General features: G+C 72.1%; 22 protein-coding genes and 1 tRNA gene. 8 read left to right on the plus strand and 15 right to left on the minus strand.

The features are described 5' to 3' along the window. Positions 1 to 25: 25 nt before the first annotated feature. Positions 26 to 1180 (minus strand): FIST N-terminal domain-containing protein, encoded by a 1155-nt coding sequence (locus tag AB0I72_RS12665; RefSeq protein WP_358566552.1) that lies wholly within the window; start codon positions 1178 to 1180, stop codon positions 26 to 28. Between the two features lie 133 nt (positions 1181 to 1313). On the opposite strand from AB0I72_RS12665, the gene AB0I72_RS12670 reads away from it, so the two are divergent. Together AB0I72_RS12670 and AB0I72_RS12675 are read left to right on the plus strand one after the other, a co-directional pair. Beyond that, positions 1314 to 2741: a sigma 54-interacting transcriptional regulator gene (locus AB0I72_RS12670; RefSeq protein WP_358566555.1), complete on the plus strand. Its 1428-nt coding sequence runs from the start codon at positions 1314 to 1316 to the stop codon at positions 2739 to 2741. Between the two features lie 37 nt (positions 2742 to 2778). Next, positions 2779 to 3822 carry a VWA domain-containing protein gene (locus AB0I72_RS12675; RefSeq protein WP_358566558.1) on the plus strand — a complete coding sequence of 348 codons (1044 nt, stop codon included), beginning with the start codon at positions 2779 to 2781 and terminating at the stop codon, positions 3820 to 3822. Positions 3823 to 3840: 18 nt separating this feature from the next. Here AB0I72_RS12675 and AB0I72_RS12680 read toward each other — a convergent pair whose 3' ends face one another. Together AB0I72_RS12680 and AB0I72_RS12685 are read right to left on the minus strand one after the other, a co-directional pair. Next, positions 3841 to 4653: a GntR family transcriptional regulator gene (locus AB0I72_RS12680; protein ID WP_358566561.1), complete on the minus strand. Its 813-nt coding sequence runs from the start codon at positions 4651 to 4653 to the stop codon at positions 3841 to 3843. 8 nt (positions 4654 to 4661) lie between these two features. Then, positions 4662 to 5390 (minus strand): GntR family transcriptional regulator, encoded by a 729-nt coding sequence (locus tag AB0I72_RS12685; protein WP_358566692.1) that lies wholly within the window; start codon positions 5388 to 5390, stop codon positions 4662 to 4664. A gap of 287 nt (positions 5391 to 5677) precedes the next feature. Here AB0I72_RS12685 and AB0I72_RS12690 point away from each other — a divergent pair, with 287 nt between their 5' ends. Next, positions 5678 to 5914, plus strand: a complete 237-nt coding sequence (locus AB0I72_RS12690; protein WP_358566564.1) for a hypothetical protein — start codon at positions 5678 to 5680, stop codon at positions 5912 to 5914. A 7-nt stretch (positions 5915 to 5921) separates the two neighbouring features. On the opposite strand, the gene AB0I72_RS12695 is transcribed toward AB0I72_RS12690, so the two are convergent. From AB0I72_RS12695 to AB0I72_RS12705, 3 genes are all read right to left on the minus strand, one after another. Beyond that, positions 5922 to 7067 (minus strand): cystathionine gamma-synthase, encoded by a 1146-nt coding sequence (locus AB0I72_RS12695; RefSeq protein WP_358566567.1) that lies wholly within the window; start codon positions 7065 to 7067, stop codon positions 5922 to 5924. A 50-nt stretch (positions 7068 to 7117) separates the two neighbouring features. Further along, positions 7118 to 7858 (minus strand): acyltransferase, encoded by a 741-nt coding sequence (locus AB0I72_RS12700; protein WP_358566570.1) that lies wholly within the window; start codon positions 7856 to 7858, stop codon positions 7118 to 7120. A gap of 128 nt (positions 7859 to 7986) precedes the next feature. Next, entirely contained in the window at positions 7987 to 9354 is a 1368-nt protein-coding gene (locus AB0I72_RS12705; protein WP_358566573.1) for a cystathionine beta-synthase, read from the minus strand. 309 nt (positions 9355 to 9663) lie between these two features. Here AB0I72_RS12705 and AB0I72_RS12710 point away from each other — a divergent pair, with 309 nt between their 5' ends. The 3 genes from AB0I72_RS12710 to AB0I72_RS12720 all read left to right on the plus strand — a co-directional run bounded on the left by AB0I72_RS12710 (position 9664) and on the right by AB0I72_RS12720 (position 12561). Next, the gene (locus AB0I72_RS12710; protein WP_358566576.1) at positions 9664 to 10782 is read left to right on the plus strand and encodes an SGNH/GDSL hydrolase family protein; all 1119 of its coding nucleotides are present in this window, start codon (positions 9664 to 9666) and stop codon (positions 10780 to 10782) included. A gap of 105 nt (positions 10783 to 10887) precedes the next feature. After that, entirely contained in the window at positions 10888 to 12108 is a 1221-nt protein-coding gene (locus AB0I72_RS12715; RefSeq protein WP_358566579.1) for an acetyl-CoA C-acetyltransferase, read from the plus strand. A 201-nt stretch (positions 12109 to 12309) separates the two neighbouring features. Further along, the gene (locus AB0I72_RS12720; RefSeq protein ID WP_358566582.1) at positions 12310 to 12561 is read left to right on the plus strand and encodes a DUF4287 domain-containing protein; all 252 of its coding nucleotides are present in this window, start codon (positions 12310 to 12312) and stop codon (positions 12559 to 12561) included. 107 nt (positions 12562 to 12668) lie between these two features. Here the strand turns inward: AB0I72_RS12720 and AB0I72_RS12725 are convergent, their stop codons facing one another. The 3 genes from AB0I72_RS12725 to pruA form a co-directional block, all read right to left on the minus strand. Continuing rightward, positions 12669 to 13616, minus strand: a complete 948-nt coding sequence (locus AB0I72_RS12725) for a Bax inhibitor-1/YccA family protein (protein WP_358566585.1) — start codon at positions 13614 to 13616, stop codon at positions 12669 to 12671. Between the two features lie 150 nt (positions 13617 to 13766). Next, positions 13767 to 14693, minus strand: coding sequence for a proline dehydrogenase family protein (locus tag AB0I72_RS12730; RefSeq protein WP_358566695.1), 927 nt, complete (start codon positions 14691 to 14693; stop codon positions 13767 to 13769). A 164-nt stretch (positions 14694 to 14857) separates the two neighbouring features. Next, the gene (gene pruA, locus AB0I72_RS12735) at positions 14858 to 16483 is read right to left on the minus strand and encodes an L-glutamate gamma-semialdehyde dehydrogenase (RefSeq protein ID WP_358566587.1); all 1626 of its coding nucleotides are present in this window, start codon (positions 16481 to 16483) and stop codon (positions 14858 to 14860) included. Between the two features lie 306 nt (positions 16484 to 16789). On the opposite strand from pruA, the gene AB0I72_RS12740 reads away from it, so the two are divergent. Beyond that, on the plus strand, positions 16790 to 18502 hold the full coding sequence (locus AB0I72_RS12740) for a helix-turn-helix domain-containing protein (RefSeq protein ID WP_358566698.1): 1713 nt from the start codon (positions 16790 to 16792) through the stop codon (positions 18500 to 18502). 180 nt (positions 18503 to 18682) lie between these two features. On the opposite strand, the gene AB0I72_RS12745 is transcribed toward AB0I72_RS12740, so the two are convergent. The 6 genes from AB0I72_RS12745 to eno all read right to left on the minus strand — a co-directional run bounded on the left by AB0I72_RS12745 (position 18683) and on the right by eno (position 24066). After that, positions 18683 to 18756: transfer RNA gene (locus tag AB0I72_RS12745), tRNA-Leu, on the minus strand. Between the two features lie 115 nt (positions 18757 to 18871). Next, on the minus strand, positions 18872 to 20251 hold the full coding sequence (locus AB0I72_RS12750) for an NAD(P)/FAD-dependent oxidoreductase (RefSeq protein WP_358566590.1): 1380 nt from the start codon (positions 20249 to 20251) through the stop codon (positions 18872 to 18874). 385 nt (positions 20252 to 20636) lie between these two features. Then, entirely contained in the window at positions 20637 to 21614 is a 978-nt protein-coding gene (locus AB0I72_RS12755) for a Ppx/GppA phosphatase family protein (protein ID WP_358566593.1), read from the minus strand. Further along, positions 21611 to 22219, minus strand: coding sequence for a DUF501 domain-containing protein (locus AB0I72_RS12760; RefSeq protein ID WP_358566596.1), 609 nt, complete (start codon positions 22217 to 22219; stop codon positions 21611 to 21613). The genes AB0I72_RS12755 and AB0I72_RS12760 overlap by 4 nt, the downstream gene beginning before the upstream one ends. Positions 22220 to 22269: 50 nt before the next feature. Continuing rightward, a complete protein-coding gene (locus AB0I72_RS12765) occupies positions 22270 to 22641 on the minus strand; it encodes a septum formation initiator family protein (protein WP_358566599.1) in 372 nt (123 codons plus the stop codon). A 141-nt stretch (positions 22642 to 22782) separates the two neighbouring features. Then, positions 22783 to 24066 (minus strand): phosphopyruvate hydratase, encoded by a 1284-nt coding sequence (gene eno / locus AB0I72_RS12770; protein WP_358566602.1) that lies wholly within the window; start codon positions 24064 to 24066, stop codon positions 22783 to 22785. A 277-nt stretch (positions 24067 to 24343) separates the two neighbouring features. Between eno and AB0I72_RS12775 the strand changes: the two genes are divergently transcribed. Then, a complete protein-coding gene (locus AB0I72_RS12775) occupies positions 24344 to 25801 on the plus strand; it encodes an FtsW/RodA/SpoVE family cell cycle protein (protein WP_358566605.1) in 1458 nt (485 codons plus the stop codon). Positions 25802 to 25832: the final 31 nt, after the last annotated feature.

A 25832-nucleotide genomic window follows, 5' to 3' on the forward strand; every position in this document is an offset into this window, starting at 1 on the left:
AAAAGTCCGATCCGTCAGGCAACCCTCAGTCGGCGAAGGCGAGCAGGCACGCGGTGAACCCGTGGACGTGGTTGACACCGCCGACCGGCCCGATCTCCCCCGCCGCGAAGAACCCCGCCACCGCGTCCACGCCCAGGATGCGGCGGACCGCGAGCACGTCGTGGTCGGCCTGCGGGAACAGGGCTCCGCCCCGCCCGTTGCAGGAGAAGAGCAGACCGGCACCGACCTCGTGCTCCGCGCCGAAGTCGGCCAGTCTCCGGGCCAGGTCCTCGTCCGCCGTCCCCGCGTCGCGCACCTGGAAGCGCACGGTCTGGCCGACCTCGACCATGTCCCCGACCGCCAGCGCGCCCATGTCGGGATCGACGCCGGCGAGCGCCCGGATCAGGAAGTCGCCCTGCTCGTGCTTCTCCGCGTACTCGTCGATGGCGATGCCCACGTGCAACCCCTGGGCGGCCAGCTCGCGGTCCTCCTCGTCCAGCGAGTCCAACAGGCCCTCGAGCTTCTCGTAGGCGTTGGTCCCCGCGAGTTCCAACAGGAGGTTTCCCTCAGCCTTGGTGACGGTCATGTTCGGGCCGATCGGGCGGCAGCCCTGGCTGACCACGGTCCCGAGCACCCCCTCACCGCCGACCAGCACCCCGATGGCGCCGCTGTCGACCACGTCACCGTCGCAGAACAGCCGGACGGACTCCTCTCCCCGCAGCCCGTCGGCCATGCCCCCGACGAGCGGCAGCCCGCCGAGCGCCGGGGTGGACTCGCGGACGAAGGCCTGGGTGGGGAACTCGTAGGGGTTGGCCAGCAGGATCGCCACCCGGTCGAGCGGGCCGGGTTCGCGCATACCGACCACGGCGAGGTGGTCCTCCTCCAGGATGGTGTCCAGCTGGAACGGGGTGAGCTCCACGTCCGGCAGCCGCGCGCACCACACGCTGACCGCGCCCTGGCCCTCCACACCGCGACCGCCGCCGATCACGCCGGTGGAGCTGCACCCGAGCGCGACGGCGCCGGGGACCAGCTCCATCACGCGCCGGCCGGCGAGCGTGACCTCGTCCGGATCGGCGCCGCTGACGAAGAAGCACACGAGGTCGACGGCCCCCTCGACCTGTTCGAGAGCGCTCACCACGGCCCGTTCGGCCGCGTTCACGAGGTCGGCCCCCGTCGTCAGAGCATCGCCGAACCGTGCCACCAGCCGCCACCCCGCCTTCACCGGCTCTCCGGCCGGACCTCGGACCGCACCTTCACTCCCATTCTTCCACTCCCCGCCCCACTCTGGGGGTCGTCGGCCACCGGGACCACCGAGACTCCCTAGACTCCTTGGCGTGAGTCCCGCCACGCCGCCCCCACCGCCGAGCGACCTCCCGAGCACCCGCGCCGCGCTGCGCGCGTCCGGACACGTCCACCGTCCCGTGGCCGCCGAGGTGCGGGACAACCTGCTGCGCCGGATGGGCGCGGGCCGACCGCGCTTCCCCGGGCTGCACGGATTCGACGCCACGGTGCTCCCGCAGGTGGAGCGGGCGCTGATCGCCGGGCACGACATCGTGCTCCTGGGCGAGCGCGGCCAGGGCAAGACACGGCTGATCCGCACCCTGGCCGGGCTCCTCGACGAGTGGTCGCCCGCCGTCGCGGGCTGCCCCGTCAACGACCACCCGTTCGCGCCCGTGTGCCCGGGGTGCCGGGCGCGGGCCGACCGCGAGGGCGACGCCCTCCCCGTCGTCTGGCGGCACCGCGACGACCGCTACGGGGAGAAGCTCGCCACCCCCGACACCGGTGTGGGCGAGCTCATCGGCGACGTGGACCCCGTCCGGCTGGCCGAGGGCCGCTCGCTCAGCGACCCCGAGACCATCCACTACGGCCTCGTGCCGCGCGCCAACCGGGGCGTCTTCTGCGTCAACGAGCTGCCGGACCTGCCGGCCCGCGCCCAGGTGGCGCTCTTCAACGTGTTGGAGGAGCGCGACCTCCAGATCCGCGGGTACACCCTGCGGCTGCCGCTGGACCTGCTGCTGGTCGCCAGCGCCAACCCGGAGGACTACACGAGCCGCGGGCGGATCGTCACCCCCCTCAAGGACCGGTTCGGCGCCCAGGTGCGCACCCACTACCCGCTGGAACTCGACGACGAACTCGCGCTGGTGCGGCAGGAGGCGGCGCTCCCCGAGGGCACCACCGTCCCCGCGCACCTGCTGGAGGCCGTCGCGCGGTTCACGCGGCTGGTCCGCGCGTCCAAGAAGGTCGACGGCCGCTCCGGGGTGTCGGTGCGCTTCTCCGTGGCCGCCGCCGAGACCGTCGCCGCGTCGGCCCTGCGCCGCGCCGCCCTGAGCGGCGAGGACGTCCCGGTGGCCCGGGTCAGCGACCTGCCCGCCGTCGTCGAACCGCTGCTGGGCAAGGTCGAGTTCGAGCTGGAGGCCGAGGGGCGCGAGGCCGAGATCCTGCACGTGCTCCTGCGGCGGGCGGTCGCCGACACCTTCCGCGCCCGGCTCGGCGAGGCCGACCTGTCCCCCCTCGCCGACCGCTTCGCCGGGGGCGGCACCGTGGAGACCGGCGACCTCGTCGGCGCCGCGGAACTCCTGCGCCGGGTGGGCGCCGTGCCGGGCCTGTCCGCCCTCATCGAGAGCGCCGCGCCCGAGGCCGAGGACGGCCCGCCCACCCAGGGCCTGGCCGCGGCGGTGGTCGAGTTCGCGTTGGAGGGGCTGTACCTGGAACGGCGCCTGTCCAAGGACGCCGTCCCCGACGGCGGGGTCTACCGGTTCTGAACCGGGACGACGGAGGCACACGCGGGAGGAGACGGGCATGAGGTTCCGCTACCGGGCGTACACGGGCGGCCCGGACCCGCTGGCCGACCCCGACCCGCCGCCCGCCGAGGAGCGGGTCGAGGCGACCGCCCTCGAACGGGCACGGGAGGGGGACGGCGACGCGGGTGAGGGCACCGCTGGGGGGCACCCCCTGGACGGGTCGCGATCCGACGGCCTGCTGGCCCCCGGGGTGGGGAACGGCCACGGACTCACCCCGCGCGAGCTGCGGCGGCTCGGCCGTGTCGCGCTGCGCGACATCGAGCGGGCCGCACGGAGCGGAGCGGGTCAGCACGCGGGCGGCGGCGCGTCGGGCGCCGAGCCCACGGGAGCGGCGCTGCCCCGCGAGGCGGACGACGACCGCCCCCTCGACCCCGCGGCCACCGTGCGGGCGGCGACGCTGCGCCGGAGTGATCCCGCGGAGCGGGCGATCCGGCTGCGCGCGGACGACCTCCGCGTCGCCGAGACCGAACCGGTCGGCGCGCGGGCGGTGTCGCTGCTGGTCGACGTGTCGCACTCGATGGTCGAGCGCGCCCTGCACACGGCGGCCGCCCGGACCGCCCTGGCCCTGCACGCCCTGGTCGGGACCCACCATCCGGAGGACCGGATCCAGCTGGTCGGCTTCGGTGACACCGCGCACGAGCTGACCCCGGCCCGGCTGGCGGCGCACGCGTGGCGGCGCGCCCCCGGCACCAACCTGCACCACGCGCTGCGACTGGCCAGGCGGAACGCGCGGCGCCACCGCGGTCTGCGGCCCCTGGTGCTGGTGGTCACCGACGGCGAGCCCACCGCGCACGTGGACGACGACGGCCGCGCCCGGTTCGCGTGGCCGCCCGACCCGCGTACCGCCGAGGTCACCCTGACGGAGCTGGACGGGCTGCTGCGCGAGGGTGCTGAGGTGGTGTTCTTCCTGCTCGCCGACGACCCCCGGCTGCGCGCCTTCGCCGCCGGGGTGGAGCGGCGGCGGGCGGTGCGGGTCGTGCGCGCCGACGCCGCCGCCCTGGGGCCGCTCGTGGTCGGGCGGTACCTGGAGCGGCGGGGCTGAGCGTCCGGGAGGCGGCGGTCAGAGTTCGAAGACGTTGACGTCGGAGGCCAGGACCAGCAGCGCCTCGGGAGCCTCGCCGCCGGAGTAGAGGAGCTGGTGGCGGTTGGCGGGCATGATCGTCTCGGTGAACCGCAGGGCGACGTCCTCGGCGTAGGCCACGCGTTCCTGGACGAGCAGCGGGATGCCGGGGCCGAGCCCGAAGGCCTCGGCCTCGTCGGGAGAGGGCATGCGCGCGCCGACGACGTCCCAGTTCCAGGTCTCCTGGTGGCCCAGGTCGCTCAGGGTGGTGCTGACCCCCTGGTTGAGGCGTTCGGGCGACATCAGCGGCGTGTTGTTGGCGATGGCGAACGGGAAGTAGGTGATCTGGGACTGCCAGAGCCCGCCCTCGACGAAGCGGTCGCAGGAGCGGATGACGACGAGGCCGCCCTGCGGGGCCGTGGGGTCGGTCTCAGGGCGCAGGCGCTTGGCCACGCGCGGGCTGATGGTGTCCAGGCTGACCTTGATCTTCTCGTCGATGTTGTGGTAACCGGCCTCGCGCAGGTGCGGCTGGTAGCCCTCCTGGAAGCGCTCGGAGTCCGAGCCGCCGGAGACGGGTGTGGCCAGGTGGATGATGGGCCGGTGGTCGGCGGCGTAGGCCCCGCGGCCCGCGCGGATGGCGATGCGGCCCTCCTCCTGGAGGATGCGCATCCCCATGCGCGCCGTGGCACGGGAGACGTCGAACCGCTCCGCGAGTTCCTCCTCCCCGGGAAGGCGGTCGCCGGGCTTGTACTCGCCCCTGGCCAGCGCCTCGCGCAGATGGTCGGCGACCACGGTCTTCTTTGACGTGCTCATCTGTGTGCTCAGTCCCGGTGGTAGGCCTTGAGGTTGCCGTGTTCGAACTGGTATCGGATGCTGTGCCCGGCGTAGACGGTGTGCACCACGCGGATCGGGCGTTCCTCGGAGTAGTCGGTGCGGTGCACGTTCAGCACGGGCACGCCCGGGGGGAGTTCGAGCTGCGACGCCTCCTGGGGCGTCGGCATGCGGGTCTCCACCTCGTCGACGCAGCCGACCTGGCGGTGGCCGTGCTCCATGAGGACCTCCAGGGCGCTGTCCACGTCCTCGGGCATCATGAGCGCGGTGCCCTGGACGAGCTCCATGGGGTAGTAGGCCGAGCTGGTGGAGCCGGACACGTCCCCGGAGAACCGGTACATGCGCCGGACGACGGTCATGTCGCCCTCGGGGACGCGGAGGCGGCTCGCGATGTCGGGTGTGGCGCTGAGGAGCTGGAGCTCCTCCAGGGTCTGCCCGGACAGGGCGGACTCGTTGAGGCCCGTGCCCTTGGTGGGCCGGGTGGCGTAGAAGGTCTCGGGAACGACGTTCTGGACGAAGTGCCCGCGGCCGGGCCTGCTGAGGATGAGGCCCTGGTTGCGGAGCATGCCCAGGGCGAGGCGGACGGTGTTGCGGGAGGCCTCGAAGCGCTCCTCCAGCTGCTTCTCGGAGGGGAGCTGTCCTCCGGGAGGAAGGGTGCGGTCCTGGATCTCGCGGCGCAAGATCCGGGCGATCTGTCGGTATCTACTTTCTGCCCGCATAAGTCCGCTCTCGAAGGGGTAGTAGTCCAACACGTTGGCTTGTACCAACAAGATGAGCACAACACCAACGGAACATGTCCATCTGGTTCGCCTCTACCCATCCTAGGGGAAGGCCACCCTAAGTACACGGCCCCCAGCCCCCGGAGCCGACGGAGATCATCCGTGGTCGTCGCCCGTCGCCGACCACCGAGGACACGGAAAGACCTCGTGAGCACACGCGAGACTCCCCCCTCAGCACGTGAGAGGGGAGTCAACGGAACTGAACCGACATCCGTGAGGAGAACACCATGATCCCCCTCGTCATCACGCTCGTCGGCGTCGTACTCCTGGGCCTGGCCGCGGGGTTCTTCCTCGCCGTCTCCATCGGCATCCGGCGTCAGGACCGCCGTGGCAGCTACCGGTCCCTGCGTCAGGAGGACGACCGGAGCGCCCTGTCCCGCACCGGAAGCCTCGTCGTCGGCCTGCGCTTCACCAACGACGCCCCCTCCCCCGACCGGCGGGACCGCACCCCCACCGCGGTCTGAGGCCCGGTCAGTCCTCCAGCGCCCGCAGCAGGTCCGCCACCAGGTCGTCCGCCGACTCGATGCCGACGGAGATCCGTACCAGGTCGGCCGGAACCTCCAGGGCGGACCCCGCGGTGGACGCGTGCGTCATCCGACCGGGGTGCTCGATCAGGGACTCGACCCCGCCCAGTGACTCCCCCAGGGTGAAGACCTCGGTGCGCTCGCACAGCCGCAGCGCCGCCTTCTCCCCGTCGCGCAGGGTGAAGGACACCATCCCGCCGAAGGAGCGCATCTGCCGCTCCGCGATCTTGTGCCCCGGGTGGCCGTCCAACCCGGGGTAGTACACCGTGCGCACCGCCGGGTGGCGCTCCAGGTCGGCCACGACCCGCTCCGCGTTGGCGCTGTGCCGGTCCATGCGCACGCCGAGCGTCTTGATTCCGCGCAGTGTCAGCCAGGAGTCGAACGGCCCCGGCACCGCGCCCATGGTGTTCTGGTGGAAGGCCAGCCGCTCGCCCAGTTCGGCGTCGGCGACCACCAGGGCGCCGCCGACCACGTCGGAGTGCCCGCCGAGGTACTTGGTCGTGGAGTGCACGACCACGTCCGCGCCCAGCGTGAGCGGCTGCTGGAGGTAGGGCGAGGCGAACGTGTTGTCGACGACGTACAGCGCGCCCGCGTCGTGCGCGATCCGCGCGACCGTCTCGATGTCGGTGATGTTGAGCAGCGGGTTGGTGGGCGTCTCCGTCCACACGACCCTGGTGGTGGGGCGCAGCGCCGCGCGCACGGCCTCGGGGTCGGTCTGGTCGACCGCGTCCCAGGTGACGCCCCAGCGCTCGACGACCTTGGAGACCAGACGGAAGGTGCCGCCGTAGGCGTCGCCGGGGATGATGATGTGGTCGCCGGGCGAGAGGACCGTGCGCAGCAGCGTGTCCTCGGCGGCCATGCCCGAGGCGAAGGCCAGCCCGCGCACACCGGACTCCAGCGCGGCCAGGCACTCCTCCAGGGCGGCGCGCGTCGGGTTGCCCGTGCGCGAGTACTCGTAGCCCTGGCGCAGACCGCCCACGCCGTCCTGGGCGTAGGTGCTGGTCTGGTAGATCGGCACCACCACGGCCCCGGTCCCGGCGTCCGGTTCCTGCCCCGCGTGGATGGCCAGCGTTTCAAACCCGTCGAACGTCATGGGGCCACAATAGCCGCCAACCACCACTGCAGCCCCGGTTTCCACAGCTCCTAGGCGGGCGGGAACCGCGTGGCCGATCCCGGTTCCGGCGGCTCCGTCGGCGCCTCGGGCGGGAGCCCCGCCGCGGGGGTGGGCACACGGGTCGGGGTGCCGCTCTCGCGCATCGGCGGGTCCCATCCCCACTCGGGGTCGTACGTGCGCACGACCTTCCCGGGGACGCCGGCGACGACGCAGTGGTCGGGGTAGCGGCCGGGCCGGACCACCGTGCCCGCCGCGACCACGCAGTTGCGGCCCAGGTGGACGCCGGGCAGGATCACCGCGTTCGCGCCGATCCAGGTGCCGTCGCCGATGCTCACGGGGTCGTCGACGGGCCACTGGAGGCCGACGGGGATCTGGGTGTTGGCGTAGGAGTGGTTCTGGTCGGTGATGTAGACGTAGGGGCCGGTGTAGACGTGGTCCCCGATGTCCACGGACCGGTGCGCGACGATGTGCGACCCGCGGCCGATCGCGCAGCCCGAGCCGATCCGCACGACGGTGCCGGGCCCCAGGTCGTAGTCGGGTCCCATGCCCGCCGCGAGGGTCATGTCGCCGCCCAGCACGGTGTGCACGCCGATCTCGATCCACGGCTCCCCGTACAGGGTGGCGGTCGGGAAGGCGATCGCCGAGCCCGCGCCGAAGCGCGCGAACCTCCTGGCCGCCTTGGAGTCCGCGCGGATTTCGGCGTTGCTCCGCGCGTACGACCAGACGGAGCGGATGATCCAGGACAACAGCCGCGACACGCGAGCTCCCATGTGTTACCTGCCAGTAATGTTGCCGCGAAGGGTAGCAGTGTCCGAGTATGCGCCGCTCCATCCGGTATGCACACATCGGGGCCCCGGACCGCGCGGAACGCGGTCCGGGGCCCCGAGAGCCGCGGGCGTCAGCCGGAGAGGTGGGCCAGCAGGTCCTGTCGGGTGAGGATCCCCACGGGACGGCCGTCGCGCAGCACGACCAGCGCGCCCGAGCCCCGCAGCAAGCGCACGCAGTCGCTCACCGGCGTGCCCGTGCCGACCGTGGCCAGCGGCTCGCCCATGTGCGTCTCCACGCTGTCGTCCAGCTGGGCGCGGCCGTCGAAGAGGGCGTCCAGGACGTCGCGCTCGGCGATGGAGCCGACCACCTCGGCCGCCATGACCGGCGGCTCCTCCTTCATCACCGGCAGCTGGGAGACCCCGTACTCGCGCATGATCGCCACGGCGGTGCCGATGGTCTCGTGCGGGTGGGTGTGCACGAAGTCCGGCATCGCGGCGCCCTTGCCGTTCAGGACCTGCCCCGCGGTGGCTTCCTCGGTCTCCGCCGACAGGAAGCCGTAGTCGGCCATCCACTCGTCGTTGAAGATCTTGCCGAGGTAGCCGCGGCCGCCGTCGGGCAGCAGCACGACGATGACGTCGTCGGGCCCCGCGTCCCGGGCCACCCGCAGCGCCGCCTCGACCGCCAGACCGCAGGACCCGCCGACCAGCAGCGCCTCCTCACGCGCCAGCCGACGCGTCATGAGGAAGGAGTCCTTGTCGCTCACGGCCACGATGTCGTCGCAGATCCCCGTGTCGTAGGTGCCGGGCCAGATGTCCTCGCCCACGCCCTCGACCAGGTAGGGACGGCCCGACCCGCCCGAGTACACCGAGCCCTCGGGGTCGGCGCCGATCACCTTGACCCGCCCTCCCGAGACCTCCTTGAGGTAGCGTCCGGTGCCGCTGATCGTCCCGCCGGTGCCGATGCCCGCGACGAAGTGCGTCACGCGCCCCTCGGTCTGGTCCCAGATCTCGGGGCCGGTGGAGTGGTAGTGCGACTCCGGGTTGTTCTGGTTCTCGTACTGGTTCGGCTTCCACGCACCCGGGATCTCCTCGGCCAGCCGGTCCGAGACCGAGTAGTAGGAGTCGGGGTGGTCCGGGGCGACCGTCGTCGGGCAGACCACGACCTCGGCGCCGTAGGCGCGCAGCACCGCCAGCTTGTCCGGGCCCACCTTGTCCGGGCAGACGAAGACGCAGCGGTAGCCCTTCTCCTGCGCGACCATGGCCAGACCGATCCCGGTGTTGCCGGAGGTCGGCTCGACGATGGTGCCGCCCGGCCTGAGCTCGCCGCTCTTCTCCGCGGCCTCGACCATGCGCAGCGCGATGCGGTCCTTGACCGAACCGCCGGGGTTGAAGTACTCGACCTTGGCGATGACGGTCGGCGCGAGCCCCTCGGTGACCTTCCGAAGACGCACCAGCGGGGTGTCCCCCACCAGGTCGATCAGTGAGTCGTGTACCCGCACTGTGGGCTCCCTCAACGTCATGGCGACCGGATCCGTCGGTCCGCCTGGTCCTCGCCCCCGGCCGCGTCGACCGGGGCGGTGGGCCGGTCCGACCCACCACACCTCGACTCTAAGCCGTTCCCGCGCGGTTCGCGCCGCGCTCCCGCGGTGTCGGTCCCCCGACGTCACGCACGGGCGCGAGCCGACTGACCGCCCGGCGGGGATCGTGTGCCGCCCGAGGTACGTGACCCGCCGGTGCTGCGGATGTAGCCTCGACTCCAACCGACCCGCCCCAGGGCGGACGGAAGACGAGGCCCCGGGGGTGGTCCGATGCTGCGAGCCGCACGCGCACGGCGCATCGCCGCCGCCACGGCGTTCGGCGGCGGCGGGGTGACGCTCGTGGGCGCGGGCGCCGTCGCCCTCCTCTACCTCCAGGCGCGGCTCGCCCGACGCGCGGTCGGCGTCACCCCGTGGAAGCGGCCCCGGGTCAACGGGGTCTACGGCGACGGTCCCGAACCGCCCCTGCGCATGCTCATGCTGGGCGACTCCACGGCGGCCGGTTTCGCGGTCGCCGAGAGCACGCAGACCCCGGGTGTGCTGCTGGCGGCGGGGATCGCGGGCGCGGCCGACCGGCCGGTGCGGCTGCGCTGCACCGCCTCACCCGGCGCCACCTCCGCGGACCTCGCCGACCAGGCCGAGCGCGCCGAGGCCTTCCAGGAGGCCACCCGCTACGACGTGGCGGTCGTCTTCATCGGCGCCAACGACGTCATCCGCAGGGTCCGGCCGGGCGACGCCGTCGACCAGCTGCGCGACCTCACCCGCCGCCTCGTCGACCAGGGCACGGCCGTGGTCGTGGCGACCTGCCCGGACCTCGGCACGGTCCGCCCGATCAGCTGGCCGCTCCGCTCGGTCGCGCGGCGCGTCTCCCGGCAGCTCGCCGCCGCCCAGACCATCGCCGTCACCGAGGTCGGCGGGCGCACGGTCTCCCTGAGCGACCTGCTCTCCGACGACTTCCGCTCCGACCCCCGCTCCATGTTCGGACCCGACCGGTTCCACCCGTCGGCACTCGGGTACGCCCAGGCGGCCTCCGCCGTCCTGCCCTCGGTGTGCGCCGCGCTCGGGCTGCTCCCCGAACCCGGCCAGCCCGAACGGCCCGAGGGCATCCTGCCGGTGGACCGGGCCGCGGTCATGGCCGCCGAGACCCCCGGCACCGAGGTGTCCCGGATCCCCGTGCAGCCGGAGGGCAGGCGCGGCCGGTGGGCCGCCCGGGTCAGGATCCCCTTCCGTGCGCGCGGCGCCCGGACCGGGCCCGCGGACGTCCCGACCGGGGAGGCCGCCGCGGAGCGGTCGGTGGAGACGGCCGGGCGGACCGCCCACGACGGGACGGACGGCACGGACGACGCGCCAAGGCCGACCCCGGGTGGCGACGGCGAGGGACCGACATGTTAACTGGTCAGTAACAAGACGGGCCACGGGGGTCGAGGCAGGCCAGGCCGCCCGGCCACCCCGAGGGACCGGCACCGCAGCACCCCGACACCGAATGGGACGAAGCACATGCCCGAAGCAGTCATCGTCGCCACCGCGCGCTCCCCGATCGGCCGTGCCTTCAAGGGTTCCCTGAAGGACATCCGGCCCGACGACCTGACCGCCCAGATCGTCAGCGCCGCCCTGGCCAAGGTGCCCGAGCTCGACCCCACGAACATCGACGACCTCATGCTCGGGTGCGGCCTGCCCGGCGGCGAACAGGGCTTCAACCTGGCCCGGATCGTCGCCGTCCAGCTCGGCCTCGACACCGTCCCGGGCACGACCGTGACCCGGTACTGCTCCTCGTCCCTCCAGACCACCCGCATGGCCTACCACGCGATCAAGGCGGGCGAGGGCGACGTCTTCGTCTCCGCCGGCGTGGAGACGGTCAGCCGCTTCGCCCACGGCAGCAGCGACAACCCGCAGAACGAGAACCCGCTCTTCGCCGACGCCAAGGCCCGCACGGAGAAGCGCGCCGAGGGCGGCGCCGACGCCTGGACCGACCCGCGCGAGGACGGAAACCTGCCCGACGCCTACATCGCGATGGGCCAGACCGCCGAGAACGTCGCCCAGGTCACCGGCGTCTCCCGCCAGCGGCAGGACGAGTTCGCGGTCCGCTCGCAGAACCTCGCCGAAAAGTCGCTGGACAACGGGTTCTGGGAGCGCGAGATCACCCCGGTGACCCTCCCGGACGGCACCGTGGTCAGCACCGACGACGGCATCCGCCGCGGCACCACCTACGAGAAGGTCAGCCAGCTCAAGCCGGTGTTCCGGCCCGACGGCACGGTCACCGCGGGCAACGCCTGCCCCCTCAACGACGGCGCCGCCGCGCTGGTCGTCATGAGCGACACCCGCGCCGCCCAGCTGGGCATCACCCCGCTGGCGCGCATCGTGTCCACGGGGGTCAGCGGCCTCAGCCCCGAGATCATGGGCCTCGGCCCGGTGGAGGCCTCCCGGCAGGCGCTCGCCCGCGCCAACATGGCCATCGGCGACATCGACCTGGCCGAGATCAACGAGGCCTTCGCCGCGCAGGTCCTGCCCTCCGCCGACCAGCTGGGCATCGACATCGACGGCCAGCTCAACGTCAACGGCGGCGCCATCGCGGTCGGCCACCCGTTCGGCATGACCGGCGCCCGGATCACCGGCACGCTGCTCAACGGCCTCCAGTTCCACGACAAGACGTTCGGCCTGGAGACCATGTGCGTCGGCGGCGGCCAGGGCATGGCGGCCGTCTTCGAGCGCCTGAGCTAATCCGCGGACCGCTCCGCGACTCCCGCCCGGACCCGCCTCCACGGGTCCGGGCGGAGCCGTCTGCGGTGGCCAAGGGCGACCTCGCGGACAAACGATCTGCCTCGCGCAGGGTAAAAGCTGGTGACCGGGGCTTGTCCAGAACGTGATCCTGATGCAGTGTCGCAGGTAAGGTCACATGCCAACGCGCCGCCGGAGGTGCCCATGTCGGTAACCCACTCGCCGGAGATCCACGCCAAGCTCATCGAACGCGTCCCGGCCGTCACCGGCCGCGGGCTCCCCGAGTGGTTCGACGCCCTGGACAAGGGCCCGAGCCTGGTCCGTTGCTCGGCCCGGTCGAACTGGCTCGCCGACGAGTACAACCTGCCCCACTGGTACGCCCAGGCGATCGTCACCGAGTACGAGCGCCGTCGCCGCAACCGTTCGATTCCCACCCCTCGCCGCGACGGGTCCTGACCCGTCGAGCGACGTAGCCCGCTTCCGAGGCTCCGTCCAACGGCGGAGGGGCCACCCCCGGGATGAACCCGGGAGGCGGCCCCTCGCCACGTCCGATACCGTCGCCGCTACTCGGCGAAGATCGACTTGATGATCCAGAGCAGGCGCAGGATCTCGATGTAGAGCCAGACCAGCGACACGGTCAGGCCGAAGGCGAACTGCCAGGCGAACTTCGCCGGGATGCCCGCCTGGACGCCCTCCTCGATGCCGCGGAACTCGATCGCCAGCGTCAGCGCGGCGACGACCACGAGCACCAGGCCGACCACGAGGCCCAGCGGGCTGGGCTCGCGCAGGCCGAGGCCGCCGGCGATGAAGAAGCTCAGCACGAAGTTGATGAGCAGGAGCACGAAGGCGCCCAGGACCGCGAAGGTGACGGCCTTGACGAAGCCGTCGGTCACCTTGATGATCCGGAACTTGTACAGCGCCAGCATCACACCGAACACGGCGACGGTGCCGACCACGGCCTGGGAGACCAGGGAGCCGCTCGCACCGGCGTCACCCGTGGTCGCCGCCAGCTGCGCGCCGAGCAGGGCCGACAGACCACCGACGAACAGGCCCTCCAGGGCCGAGTACGTCAGGATCAGGCCGGCGTTGGTGCTCTGCCTGAAGCCGATGATCAGGCCCAGGACGAGACCGCCCAGGGCGCCGACCACGGTCAGCAACAGGGCGAGGCCCGGGTTGGAGCCGAAGAGGAAGTAGTTGACGACGCCCAGGACCGCGACGATCCCGAGCGACATGCCGGTGCGCACGACGACGTCGTCGATGGTCATCGGCTGGGCGTCGGCGCCCTGGACCGGACCCGCGGGGTAGCCCTGCTGCGGGTGTCCGGGCTGGCCGTAGCCCTGCTGGGGGTAGGCGGCCTGGGGGTACGGCTGGCCGTACCCCGGCTGGCCATAACCCTGTTGGGGGTATCCCTGCTGCGGGTACGCCTGACCGTAGCCGGGCTGGGCGTAGGCGCCCGTCCCGGACTGCTTGAGCGCCCGCTTGAGGACGGGGTTGGAACTCCGCAACCTCATGTCTCGTCATGGCCTTTCACGCGTGGTTTGCTGCCCACAAGGTAACGTATCGGGCTTCCGGCGGGTTCCAGGGCCAGGTCACCGTTACGACACGGCGCGGGGCCGGCGTCCCCGTGCGGGAACGCCGGCCCCGGCGCGGCATCGACCGGATCAGTTCCGGGTGATCACCGAACGCGCGAGGAACAGCACGTTGGCCGGGCGCTCGGCGAGACGGCGCATGTAGTAGCCGTACCACTCGTCGCCGTAGGGGACGTAGACGCGCATCCGTTTGCCCTCGGCCGCCAGGCGGACCTGTTCGGCGTCGCGGATGCCGTAGAGCATCTGGTACTCGTACTCGTCCGCCGAACGGCCGTTGGCCTTGGCCAGCTCCCCGGCGATGGCCACCATGCGCGGGTCGTGCGAGGCGACCATCGGGTAGCCGTCGCCCTCCATGAGGATGCGCAGCGCGCGCACGTACGCCTTGTCGACCTCGGCCTTGTCCCGGTAGGCGACGGAGGCGGGCTCGTCGTAGGCGCCCTTGCACAGGCGCACGCGCGAACCGGCGCCGCTCAGGTCACGGCAGTCGGCCTCGGTGCGGTGCAGGTAGGCCTGGAGGACGGCGCCGACGCTGGGGAAGTCCTCGCGCAGCTCGCGCAGGATGCCCAGCGTGGAGTCGGTGGTGGTGTGGTCCTCCATGTCCAGCGTCACCGTGGTGCCGATCGCCGCCGCGGCCTCGGCGATCCGCCGGGCGTTGTCCAGCGCGATCTTCTCGCCGTCCTGGTTGAGGAACTGGCCGACCGCCGACAGCTTGACCGACACCTCGGCGCGCCCGCCCAGACCGGCCTCGCCCAGGGCGGCCAGCAGGTCCTCGTAGGCGGTCACCGTGGCGCTGGCCTGTGCCAGGTCGGTGGTGTCCTCGCCCAGGAAGTCGAGCGTGACGTACCGGTCGGCGGCCAGGTCGGCGACGGCGGGCAGGGCCTCGCCGAGGCTGGAGCCGGCGACGAACCGGGAGACCAGGCCCCGGGTGACGGGAGTGCGCTCGACGATCGTGCGGCAGGTCTTGGACCTGGCGGCGAGCAGCAGGGACTTACGAAGCATGGAGACCTCGACGAAGACGTGCGCGAGCCGATCGGCCGGCGCGGACTGCGGTGACTGCCGGAGATGACCGGCCGTACCGGTGAACTCCTCGGGGGGTGGACCGCCCCGCGCCACCGGGGTGGTGGCGGCGCGGGGCGGCATGCGGACCGTGCGGGCGGACCCGACTAGTCCATGTGCGGGTAGGAGGAGGTCGTCGGCGCGACGAAGGTCTCCTTGATGGCGCGCGGGCTGGCCCAGCGCGACAGGTTCTGCGCCGAACCGGCCTTGTCGTTGGTGCCGGAGGCGCGGCCGCCGCCGAACGGCTGCTGGCCCACGATGGAGCCGGTCGGCCGGTCGTTGACGTAGAAGTTGCCCGCGGTGAAGCGCAGCGCCTCGGTGGCCTTGGCGATCGCGGCGCGGTCCTTGGCCAGGACGGCGCCGGTCAGCGCGTAGGCGGAGCCCTGGTCGACGATGTCGAGGATCTCGTCGAACTTCTCGTCCTCGTAGACGTGGACGGCGACGATCGGGCCGAAGTACTCGGTGCGGAACACGTCGTGGGAGGGGTCGGAGCCCTCGATGACGGTCGGGCGCACGAAGTAGCCGACCGAGTCGTCGGCGGTGCCGCCGGCGATGATCGACAGGGTCGGGTCGGACTTGGCGTCCTCCAGGACCTTGGCGAGCTTGTCGAAGGCGCGGCGGTCGATGACGGCGCCGACGAAGTTCGACAGGTCGGTGACGTCGCCCATCCTGATCGCCTCGGTCTCGGCGACGAGGTCGTCGCGGATCTGCTCCCACACGGAGCGGGCGACGAAGGCGCGCGAGGCGGCCGAGCACTTCTGGCCCTGGTACTCGAAGGAACCGCGGACGATCGCGGTGCGCAGGACCTCGGGGTCGGCGGAGGAGTGCGCGACGATGAAGTCCTTGCCGCCGGTCTCGCCGACGATCCGCGGGTAGCTCCGGTAGTTGGAGATGTTCTCGCCGACGGTCTTCCACAGGTGCTGGAAGGTGCGGGTCGAACCGGTGAAGTGCACACCGGCCAGGTCCGGGTCGTTCAGGGCGACGTCGGAGACGGCCAGGCCGTCGCCGGTCACCATGTTGATGACGCCCGGGGGAAGACCGGCCTCCTCCAGCAGGCGCATCGTGAACTCGGCGGCGAACTGCTGCGTCGGGGACGGCTTCCACACGACCACGTTGCCCATGAGGGCCGGGGCCGTGGGCAGGTTGCCCGCGATGGCGGTGAAGTTGAAGGGCGTGATCGCGTAGACGAAGCCCTCCAGCGGCCGCTGCTCCATGCGGTTCCACACGCCGGGGACGCTCAGCGGCTGCTGCTCGATGAGCTGCCGCGCGTAGGAGACGTTGAAGCGCCAGAAGTCGATGAGCTCACAGGCCGAGTCGATCTCCGCCTGCTGCACCGTCTTGGACTGGCCGAGCATGGTGGCGGCGTTGATCGTGGCGCGCCACGGGCCGGCGAGCAGTTCGGCAGCGCGCAGGATGATGGCGGCGCGGTCGTCGAAGGACATCGCGCGCCAGGCCGGGGCCGCGGCCTTGGCGGCGGCGATCGCGTCGCGGGCGTCGTCGTGGGTGGCGTTGCCCATGGTGCCCAGGACGGCGGCGTGACGGTGCGGCTGCACGGCGTCGATGCGCTCGCCACCGCCCATGCGGCGCTCACCGCCGATGTACATCGGCAGGTCGATGCTCTCCCGACCGAGTTCGTCGAGTGCGGCGACGAGCTCGGCGCGCTCAGCGCTGCCGGGCGCGTACGACAGAACGGGCTCGTTCTTCGGCAGCGGGACGTTGGTCACGGCGTCCATGGGCACCTCCCTGGAAAGTCTGTCCCTGTTCCACACAGGGTTGATCTGATTCAACGCTCTCAGAACCAACGTATGGGAACCTTGTGGGACAGGCCACTCTTTGCCAGGCTTATTTGTCCAATAGGACAAAATGGGGGGCATATGAGCACAGACGCCCCACTTCCCGGCCCGATCCACCCCGGAGACGACGAGCCTCGCCTCCCCGTGGCGCGGCGCGACGTCCTGCCTGGTCACCCCGGTGAGGGTGAGGCGGGTACGACCGGGATCCCGCTGCGGAGGCTGCTCCTCGTCGTCGGCGATCCGGTGATGGACGTCGCGGCGGCCCCCGCCGGGTTGGATGTTCAGGTGGACAACGTCGTCATCCTCGACCCGGAGGACCGCACCGAGGCCCGGTCGGGGGACCTCGTCCTCCTGATCGGCGCCCGCGGCGGGGCCGCCCGCAGACTCGTGCGGGCGCTCGCCGAGCGGGGCGCCACGGCCGTGGCGGTCAAGACGAGCAGCCACGCCCCACCGGAGGAGGTACTGCCTCCGCCCGCCGGCGCGCGCGGGGCCCGGTCCTACCGCCCCGGGGGCAAGGACGAGTTGGCCGCCCTGCGCGCGGAGGCCGAGGACGCCGGGATCGTCCTGCTCGCCGTCCGGCCGGAGGTGCGCTGGGACCAGTTGCAGTCGGTGTGCCAGAACATCGTCGACGACGCCCGGCCCTCCCACTCCGAGGATCTGGGCGAGACCTCCGGCGACCTGTTCTCCATGGCGCAGACGATCGCGCGGCTGACCAACGGGCTGGTGGCGATCGAGGACTCGGCGAGCCGGGTGCTGGCCTACTCGTCCGGCTCCGAGGTGGACGAGCTGCGCCGCCTGTCCGTCCTGGGCCGCCGGGGCCCGGAACCCTACCTGGCGCTGCTGCGGGAGTGGGGGGTGTTCACCAAGCTGCGCTCCGGCGAGGAGGTCGTGCGCATCGACGAACACCCCGACCTGGGCATCCGCCGACGCCTGGCGGTCGGCATCCACGCGGGACGCCAGCCACTGGGGTCGATCTGGGTGCAGGAGGGGTCGGAGCCGCTGGCCGAGCACGCCGAGGAGGCGCTGCTGGGCGCGGCGCGCACGACCGCGCTGCACATGATCCGGCAGCGGACCCAGGCCAGCGCGGGGCTGCGCCTGCGCGAGGACCTGCTGTCGAGCCTGTTGGAGGGGCGGATCGACGCGAGCGCGCTGGCCGACACGGTGGAGGTGCACGCCGACCGCGGGGCGCTGGTCGTGGCGTTCTCCCTCACCCAGCAGACGGCGTCGGCCGCCGACGCGGAGACGGGCGGCGAGGAGCGCCCGGGACGGCCGGGTCCGCCCGACCGCCCCGAACGCGAGCTGCGCCGCCGCCAGCTCATCGACCTGGTGTCGGTGCACACCGCCGCCTACCGGCGCAGCGCGCTGGTGACCGAGCTGGGCGGACGGGTGTACGTGCTGCTGCCCGACCTCGTGCGCGGTCGCGAGGGGTGGCGCGGCGTGGAGCAGTCGGTGCTCACGCTGACCCGCAAGACCGTGGCGGCGGCGCGGGCGGCGCTGGACCTGGAGGTGCAGGCGGCCGTGGGGTCGCTGGTGGAGCGGCTGGGCGAGGTCCCCGACTCCCGCGCGGAGGCGGACCGGGTGCTGGACGCGATGGGCCGCGACCTGGACCGGGGCCTGGACTGGGCGGTGGCCACCATCTCCGACGTGCGCTCGCGGGTGCTGATCAGCGAGACCCTGGCCCACCTGCGGGCGGACCCGTCGCTGCGCGATCCCCGGGTGAGCCGCCTGATCGAGTACGACCGCGCGGGCGGCGCCGACCTGGTGACCTCGCTGCTGGCCTACCTGGAGGCGTTCGGGGACGCGCGGGCGGCGGCGGAGCGGCTGCACATCCACCCGAACACGCTGCGGTACCGGGTGCGGCGGGCCGCGGCGGTGAGCGGCATCGACCTGGGCGACCCGGGCGAACGGCTCTTCACACAGCTCCAGCTGCTGATGGAGCACCACCGGCCGACCCGCTGACCGCGGCGGCCGAGCCCCGTGCCGAGCTCGCGAGGCCGCATGGGCAGCGAGGGGCGTACGGGGTTCTGCAGGAGGAGCCAAGCCGCCAGCGAGGAACGAGCCAGGCGAAGGCGACGACGAAGAACCGCGTTCTTCACGCCCCGAGCCCCGTGCCGAGCTCGCGAGGCCGCATGGGCACAGTACCCCCGGTCGGACTCGAACCGACACTTGTGACCCTTTTAGGGGGCCTGCCTCTTCCATTGGGCTACGAGGGCGAGCCCATCATACCGGCCGGGGTGATTGCCCACTTTGACTCGGCTTGGCCGGATGGGGACACGAAACGGCCGGCTTCCCCTGGGAAACCGGCCGTTCCGTGCGTGTACGCGCGGGTCAGCTGACGCGGCGCAGGTGACCGTCCTGGACGATCTGCGGCGCGCTGGCCTCCTCGAAGGCGTGCCGCGGCTCGATCATCTCCGGCAGCGCGGCGAAGTCGCGGCGCAGCAGGAAGGCGAGCGTCCAGTCGGCCAGCACCCGCATCTTGCGGTTGAAGGTCGGGACGGCGTACAGGTGGTAGGCGCGGTGCGCGTACCAGGCGAGACGGCCGTTGAGCTTGATCTTCCCGAAGAGCTGGGCGGCGCCCTTGTGCAGGCCGAGCCCGGCGACGGCGCCGAGGTTCTTGTGGCGGTAGGCCTTGAGCTTGCCGCCGCGCAGGGTGGCGATCACGTTGTCGGCGAGCACCGGGGCCTGGCGGACCGCGTTCTGGGCGTTGGGCGGGTAGTAGCCGCCGTTGCCGTCGGGCACCTGGGCGTTGTCGCCACCGGCGTAGGCGTTCTCCACACCGTTGACGGTCAGGTACTCGCTGGTGTCGACGTGGCCCTTGGGGCCGAGCGGCAGGTCGCTGGCCTCGACGACCGGGCTGGGCTTGACGCCCGCCGTCCACACCAGGGTGTCCGCGTCGAACTCGGTGCCGTCGCTGAGCTTGATGCGCTGGTCGGTCGCCGACTCCAGGAAGGTCTTGAGCCGGACGTCGATGCCGCGCTGGCGCAGCTGGTTGAGCGCCTTGGTGCCGACCTCGGGGCCGACCTCGGGCAGGATCTTGTCGGCCGCCTCGATGAGGTAGAACTGAACGTCCTCCAGGCCGATCGAGCTGTACATCCGGACCGCGTCGCGGACCAGGTCCTCCAGCTCGGCGATGGCCTCGGCCCCGGCGAAACCGCCGCCGACGAAGACGAAGCGGAGCGCCTTGGCGCGGACCTCCGCGTCGTCGGTGGAGTCGGCGATGGCGAGCTGGTTGAGGACGTGGTTGCGGAGGTAGGCGGCCTCCTCCACGGTCTTGATGCCGATGCCCCACTCGGCCAGGCCCGGGATGGGCAGCGTGCGCGAGACCGCGCCGGCGGCCAGCACGATGTGGTCGTAGTGGAGGGTCTCGGGCTCGCCGACGTTGGGCTCGTAGCGGACGGAGCGCTCGGCGTGGTCGATGCGCACGACACGGCCGCCGAGGACACGGACCCGGTCGAAGACCTTGCGCAGGGGCACCACCACGTGGCGCGGGGAGATGTTGCCGGCGGCGGTCTCGGGCAGGAACGGCTGGTAGGTCATGTAGGAGTTCGGGTCGATGACGGTGATGCGGGCCTCACCGGGACCGAGCTTCCTCTCCAGCCGCCTCGCGGTGTACATCCCGAGGTAACCGCCGCCGACGATGAGCACGTGCGGAATCTCCGCCTCGTCCCCTCCGCCGTGTACCAGTCGGTAGTTCCTGCTCTCGGTCATCGCATATCCGCCCTAACGGTGTTCTGTGGCGCCCTTGCCCGGGGCGGCGAAGAGTGTCGCGGTCTTCGGTCGCCCCCGTCGAAACGCCCGGTCAGATCCCTGGTGGGATCCTTGGGGTGTTACGACCCTGTTGCTTGTGCATTCTTTCACAAGCACCCGCCGACAGAGAAGGTTCACAGCCGTTCACCTTCTCACCACTTTCCCACCCACGCCCGTGACATTTGCGCAGGTCAGAGTGGTTGTGAATGCTTTCACAAGGTTGTTCCGGGTGACACGTCTCACCCGGAGGAGCAGGTCAGGGGCCGTGCGGCCCCAGCCCCGCGCGTACCCGTTCGGGCACCCGAACCCGGGCCGAAGCGAAGCGGGGGCCCGAGACCAGCACCGCCTACACGACCAGGCTCCAGGCGACCCCGTCCAGGATGTCGTGCTCGCTCGCCGTGAAGCAGTCCGCGCCCGTGCGCGCCAGCACCCGGGACAGCACCAGCGCGCCCGCGCCGATCACGTCCACCCGGCCGGGGTGCATGACCCCGATCCGCGCCCGCTCGTCGTGGCTGGAACGCAGCAGTCCGGCCGTGATGCGCTCCAGGTCCGCGACGTCCACCCGCGTGTGGTGGATCCGCTCGGAGTCGTACTCGGGCAGGTCGAGGGCGATCCCCGCGACCGTCGTCGCCGTCCCGGCCACGCACACCACCGAACCGGCCTCGCTGAGCGGGACGACCTTCTCCACCTCGTCCAGAGCGGCGTCGATGTCCGCCGTGGCCGCCGCGACCTGCTCGGCCGTCGGCGGGTCGTCGCGCAGGTGCCGCTCGGTCATCCGCACGCACCCGATGTCCACCGACAGCGACGCCCGCACCAGCTCACCGTCCGGGCCGCCCTCGCCGCCGAGGACGAACTCGGTGGACCCGCCGCCGATGTCGACCACCAGGAACGGCGGCGTGAACCCGTCGTCCTCCGCCTCGGCCTCGAACTCGGCGGTGGCGCCCACGAAGGACAGCTCCGCCTCGTCCAGCCCGGTGACCACCTCGGGCTCGACCCCGATGATCTCCTTCACCCCGTCGACGAACACCTGGCGGTTGCTCGCGTCCCGGGTCGCGCTGGTCGCCACCATGCGCACCGTGTCCGGGCCGAGCTCGATGCCGTACGCCCGGATCGCCTCGGCGTACCCGCGCAGCGCGTCGAAGGTGCGCTCCAGGGCCTGGGGCGCGAACGCCCCCGTCTCGTCGACGCCCTCACCCAGGCGGACGATCTCCATCCGCCGGTCGACGTCGACCACCTGGACCTCGTCGCCGTCCACGTGCACGACCTCGGCGACCAGCAGCCGGATCGAGTTGGTTCCGCAGTCGATGGCCGCGACACCGCTCATGACCTGTTCCCTTCCTCGGGCACGTCCTCGTCCACGCACACACACGGTCCCCGGTCCCACCAGTCCGGGAGTTCCTTCAGCGCCTCGGCCCCGAACGGGTTGACCCCCGGCTCCGCCAGCTCGTGGGCGACCAGCGCGTGCAGGCACTTGACCCGGGTCGGCATGCCCCCGGTGCTCTGCATCCCCTCGGGCAGCGGCTCCACCCCGTCCAGCCGCGCCTGCTCGGCGCGCTCGGCCAGGTAGGACTCGTGCGCCCTGGTGTAGGCGGCCTGGAGGTCGGGGTCCTCGCCCAGGCGCTCCTGCATCGCGCGCATCCGGCCCTCGTTCTCCAGCCGACCGATGGCGGAGGCGGCGCGCGGGCAGGTCAGGTAGTACAGCGTCGGGAACGGTTCCCCGCTCTCCAGACGCGGTGCGGTGCGGACCACGTCGGGCAGGCCGCACGGGCACCGGTGGGCGACCGCGCGCACCCCGCGCGGCGTGCGGCCCAGCTGACGTTCGACGGCGGCGACGTCGCGCGCCGAGACCAGGCCCTGCGGCGGCCGGTCGTCGCCCTCGCGCGGGACGTTCTCGTGGTGCCCGGGGGCGGGCTGATCTGCGGAAGTCATGACGGGCCCCAGCCTATGGCACCGGGGGATCCCCGACTCCGGCCCGTCGGTCAGATCCCCGCGTCCGGCTCCGGGTTGTCGGCCCGCACGACCGAGCGCCACAGCGTCTCGAACCACGGCTCCGACGGCGGCGACTCGGGTCCGTCCTCGTCCTCGTCCTCGGGGCTGATGACGATGTAGGTGATCTCGTCGGGGTACTGGTAGTGGAGACGGACGCGCGCCTCGTCCTCCACGTACTCGTCCCGCGTGAGCTCCTCCTCCCGCTGCTGGAGGGCGCGCACGTCCTCCTCCATGCGGGCGCGCTCCTCCTGGAGCTGCGCGATCTGCGAGCGTTGCAGGACGTACTCGCGCAGGGGGTAGGCCAGGCTGAGCGCGATCACGCACACGACCAGGGCGAGGATGGCCGCGCGACTGGTGAGCATGGGCCGCACCCGCCGGGTGCGGCCCCCGCTCGACCTCGGCGCCTCCGCGTTCCGAGCACCCCTGCGATCCGACCCGTCGGCTCTGGTGGCCTTCGTCGTCTTTGGGGGCGGCTGTTTGGATTCGCGGGACACTGGGGCAGACTAGCCGCGGTCGGCGAACCTCGGGAAGGCCGACACGCCCGCGTACACGGCGGCGTCGGCGAGCTCCTCCTCGATCCGCAGCAGCTGGTTGTACTTCGCGACGCGCTCGCTGCGGGCCGGGGCGCCGGTCTTGATCTGGCCGGCGTTGGTGGCCACCGCGATGTCGGCGATGGTGGTGTCCTCGGTCTCGCCGGAGCGGTGGCTGATCATCGCCGTGTAGCCGCTGCGCTGGGCGAGGCTGACCGCGTCCAGGGTCTCGGTGAGCGTGCCGATCTGGTTGACCTTCACGAGCAGCGAGTTGGCGGTGTCGGCGTCGATGCCGCGCTTGAGCCGCTCGGGGTTGGTGACGAACAGGTCGTCGCCGACCAGCTGCACCTTGTCGCCCAGGGTGGCGGTGAGGCGCTTCCAGCCCTCCCAGTCCTCCTCGTCGAGCGGGTCCTCGATCGAGACGAGCGGGTAGTCGGCGACCAGCTCGGCGTAGTAGGCGGCCATCTCCTCGGACGTGCGCGGCTTGCCCTCGAAGGTGTACACGCCGTCCGAGTACAGCTCGGTGGCGGCCACGTCCAGGGCGAGCGCGATGTCCTCGCCCGGGGTGTACCCGGCCTTCGTGATCGCCTCGACGATGAGGTCGAGGGCGGCACGGTTGCTCTCCAGGTTCGGGGCGAAACCGCCCTCGTCGCCGACCCCGGTGCCCAGGCCGTGGGACTTGAGGACCGACTTGAGGGAGTGGTAGACCTCCGCGCCCCAGCGCACGGCCTCGGAGAAGGTGGCCGCGCCGATCGGCGCGATCATGAACTCCTGGATGTCGACGTTGCTGTCGGCGTGCGCGCCGCCGTTGAGGATGTTCATCATCGGCACGGGCAGCACGTGCGCGTTCGGCCCGCCGATGTAGCGGAACAGCGGCAGCCCGGCCTCGTCGGCGGCGGCCCTGGCCACGGCCAGCGAGACGCCGAGGATGGCGTTGGCGCCGATCCGCGACTTGTCGGGCGTGCCGTCCAGGTCGATGAGCGCACGGTCGATGAGGCGCTGCTCGTCGGCGTCGCTGCCGAGCAGAGCGCCGGTGATCTCGTCGTTGACGGCGCGGACGGCCTTCTCCACGCCCTTGCCGCCGTACCGCTCGCCGCCGTCACGCAGCTCGACGGCCTCGAACTGGCCGGTGGAGGCGCCGCTGGGGACGCCCGCGCGCGCGAAGGTGCCGTCGTCGAGCAGGACCTCGACCTCGACTGTCGGGTTGCCCCGGGAATCGAGGATCTCCCGCGCCTGGACTGACTCGATGGACGCCACGGTCACTCTCCGTATCTTGGGTTTGGTCGGACCACTGGTTCTGGACCCGACACGAGGGTAGCGACCCCCTGACCGGCGCCGCTCGCCCACCCGGCCGGAATGGTCTAGACCCACCGTGATCCCCTCCGGCGGCTACGCTGTGCCCCGGCACGCCTTACGGGCATCCGACAACACCGCGCCTATAGTGCGAGAACGGCGAACCTCCCTCTCGGACCGGGCTCGGCCGCCCGCCACGGGCACCGTGCCCCTCACGTGGACGGCGGGACGGCACGACGACATGGGCAACCCTCAGAGCCAGACGAACGACACCCACCGGGCGCTGCGGCCCGTCCGCCAGAGATCGGCGGAGCTGCGCCTGCTCGTCCCGGCGCTGGTGACCGGCGCGGCCGGTCTGGTCACCGCGTCGCTCTCGCTGACCGCCGAGGTCGACCCGTCCGTCCTCGTCGCCGTCGCCGTGGTCAGCGCGGGCGCGATCGCCCTGCACGTCCTGCTCCGGATCCTCGCCCCCTACGCCGACCCCGTGATCCTGCCGCTGGCCACGGTCCTCAACGCGCTCGGCCTGACCATGATCTGGGCGCTCCAGATGGCCGAGGCCGAGCCCGCCCACGGCGACGCCGACCGACAGCTCATGTGGACGGTCGTGGGCATGGTGCTGTGCGGGGCCACGATCGTCCTGGTGCGCCAGCCGCGCCGCCTCACCATGTACACCTACGTCATCGCCGTGGCGGCCCTGCTGCTGCTCCTGCTGCCGCTCTCACCCCTGGGGATCGAGGTGCTCGGGGCGCGCCGGTGGATCGGGATCGGCCCGTTCACCATGCAGCCGTCGGAGTTCGCGAAGGTCCTGCTGGTCATCTTCCTCGCCTCCTACCTGGGGCGGCGACGCGAGGTCATGTCCCTGGTCACCCGCACGGTCAGGGTGGGCCGGACCAAGGTGTTCAGCGTCCCCCGCGCCCGGGACCTGGCGCCCATGGCGGTCGGCTGGGGCATGGCGATCCTGCTGCTGGTGGGCACCCGCGACCTGGGCACGTCGCTGCTGCTGTTCGGCACCTTCCTGGCCGTCCTGTACGCCGCGACCGCCCGCAAGTCGTGGGTGGCCATCGGCCTGGTCGCCTTCTCCGCCGGGGCCTACGTCGCCTACCTGCTGTTCGGGCACGTGCGCAACCGCGTGGAGATCTGGCTGAACGCCTTCGACCCCGACGTCTACGGTCGGCCGGGCGGCAGCTTCCAGGTGGTCGAGGGCATGTTCGCGCTGGCCAACGGAGGCGTGCTCGGCACCGGCTTCAACGAGGGGTTCGTGCAGGAGGTCTTCGCCGCCGACAGCGACCTCATCCTGGTCTCGATCGGCGAGAAGCTGGGGCTGACCGGCCTCCTGGCCGTCCTGATGCTGCTGTTCCTGCTCGCCGAACGGGGCTTCCGGATCGCGCTGGGCTGCCGCGACGTCTTCCTGAAGCTCACCGCGCTGGGGTACGCGTTCCTCCTGGCCTTCAACGTGTTCATCGTCCTGGGCGGCGCCACCCTCGTCATCCCGCTCACCGGCATGACCACGCCGTTCCTGTCCGCGGGCGGGTCGGCGCTGATGGCCAACTGGGTGATCGTCGGCCTGTGGCTGGTCATCAGCGAACGGGCGCGCCGCCCCCAGGAGACCTTCGCCGAGGGCCACGCGCCCGGCGACGCCGCCACGGAGGTCATCGACCTGCGCCGGGACCGGCGCCGCCCGCGCCGGGCGGAGGGGTGAGCCACCGCCCACCGGGAGCGGCGGCCCACCC

It is taken from the genome of Nocardiopsis sp. NPDC049922 (assembly GCF_040660275.1).
In the GTDB taxonomy this organism is placed as follows: domain Bacteria; phylum Actinomycetota; class Actinomycetes; order Streptosporangiales; family Streptosporangiaceae; genus Nocardiopsis.

Coding starts and splice junctions, on each gene's coding strand:
- AB0I72_RS12760 (WP_358566596.1), bottom strand. CDS start 22,219: ATGACTTCCGCAGATCAGCCCGCCCCCGGGCACCACGAGAACGTCCCG.
- AB0I72_RS12690 (WP_358566564.1), top strand. CDS start 5,678: ATGATCCCCCTCGTCATCACGCTCGTCGGCGTCGTACTCCTGGGCCTG.
- pruA (WP_358566587.1), bottom strand. CDS start 16,483: ATGGACGCCGTGACCAACGTCCCGCTGCCGAAGAACGAGCCCGTTCTG.
- AB0I72_RS12695 (WP_358566567.1), bottom strand. CDS start 7,067: ATGACGTTCGACGGGTTTGAAACGCTGGCCATCCACGCGGGGCAGGAA.
- AB0I72_RS12750 (WP_358566590.1), bottom strand. CDS start 20,251: ATGACCGAGAGCAGGAACTACCGACTGGTACACGGCGGAGGGGACGAG.
- AB0I72_RS12720 (WP_358566582.1), top strand. CDS start 12,310: ATGTCGGTAACCCACTCGCCGGAGATCCACGCCAAGCTCATCGAACGC.
- AB0I72_RS12755 (WP_358566593.1), bottom strand. CDS start 21,614: ATGAGCGGTGTCGCGGCCATCGACTGCGGAACCAACTCGATCCGGCTG.
- AB0I72_RS12740 (WP_358566698.1), top strand. CDS start 16,790: ATGGACGTCGCGGCGGCCCCCGCCGGGTTGGATGTTCAGGTGGACAAC.
- AB0I72_RS12730 (WP_358566695.1), bottom strand. CDS start 14,693: ATGCTTCGTAAGTCCCTGCTGCTCGCCGCCAGGTCCAAGACCTGCCGC.
- AB0I72_RS12675 (WP_358566558.1), top strand. CDS start 2,779: ATGAGGTTCCGCTACCGGGCGTACACGGGCGGCCCGGACCCGCTGGCC.
- AB0I72_RS12680 (WP_358566561.1), bottom strand. CDS start 4,653: ATGAGCACGTCAAAGAAGACCGTGGTCGCCGACCATCTGCGCGAGGCG.
- AB0I72_RS12700 (WP_358566570.1), bottom strand. CDS start 7,858: ATGGGAGCTCGCGTGTCGCGGCTGTTGTCCTGGATCATCCGCTCCGTC.
- AB0I72_RS12765 (WP_358566599.1), bottom strand. CDS start 22,641: ATGCTCACCAGTCGCGCGGCCATCCTCGCCCTGGTCGTGTGCGTGATC.
- AB0I72_RS12685 (WP_358566692.1), bottom strand. CDS start 5,390: ATGCGGGCAGAAAGTAGATACCGACAGATCGCCCGGATCTTGCGCCGC.
- AB0I72_RS12715 (WP_358566579.1), top strand. CDS start 10,888: ATGCCCGAAGCAGTCATCGTCGCCACCGCGCGCTCCCCGATCGGCCGT.
- AB0I72_RS12710 (WP_358566576.1), top strand. CDS start 9,664: ATGCTGCGAGCCGCACGCGCACGGCGCATCGCCGCCGCCACGGCGTTC.
- AB0I72_RS12725 (WP_358566585.1), bottom strand. CDS start 13,616: ATGAGGTTGCGGAGTTCCAACCCCGTCCTCAAGCGGGCGCTCAAGCAG.
- AB0I72_RS12775 (WP_358566605.1), top strand. CDS start 24,344: ATGGGCAACCCTCAGAGCCAGACGAACGACACCCACCGGGCGCTGCGG.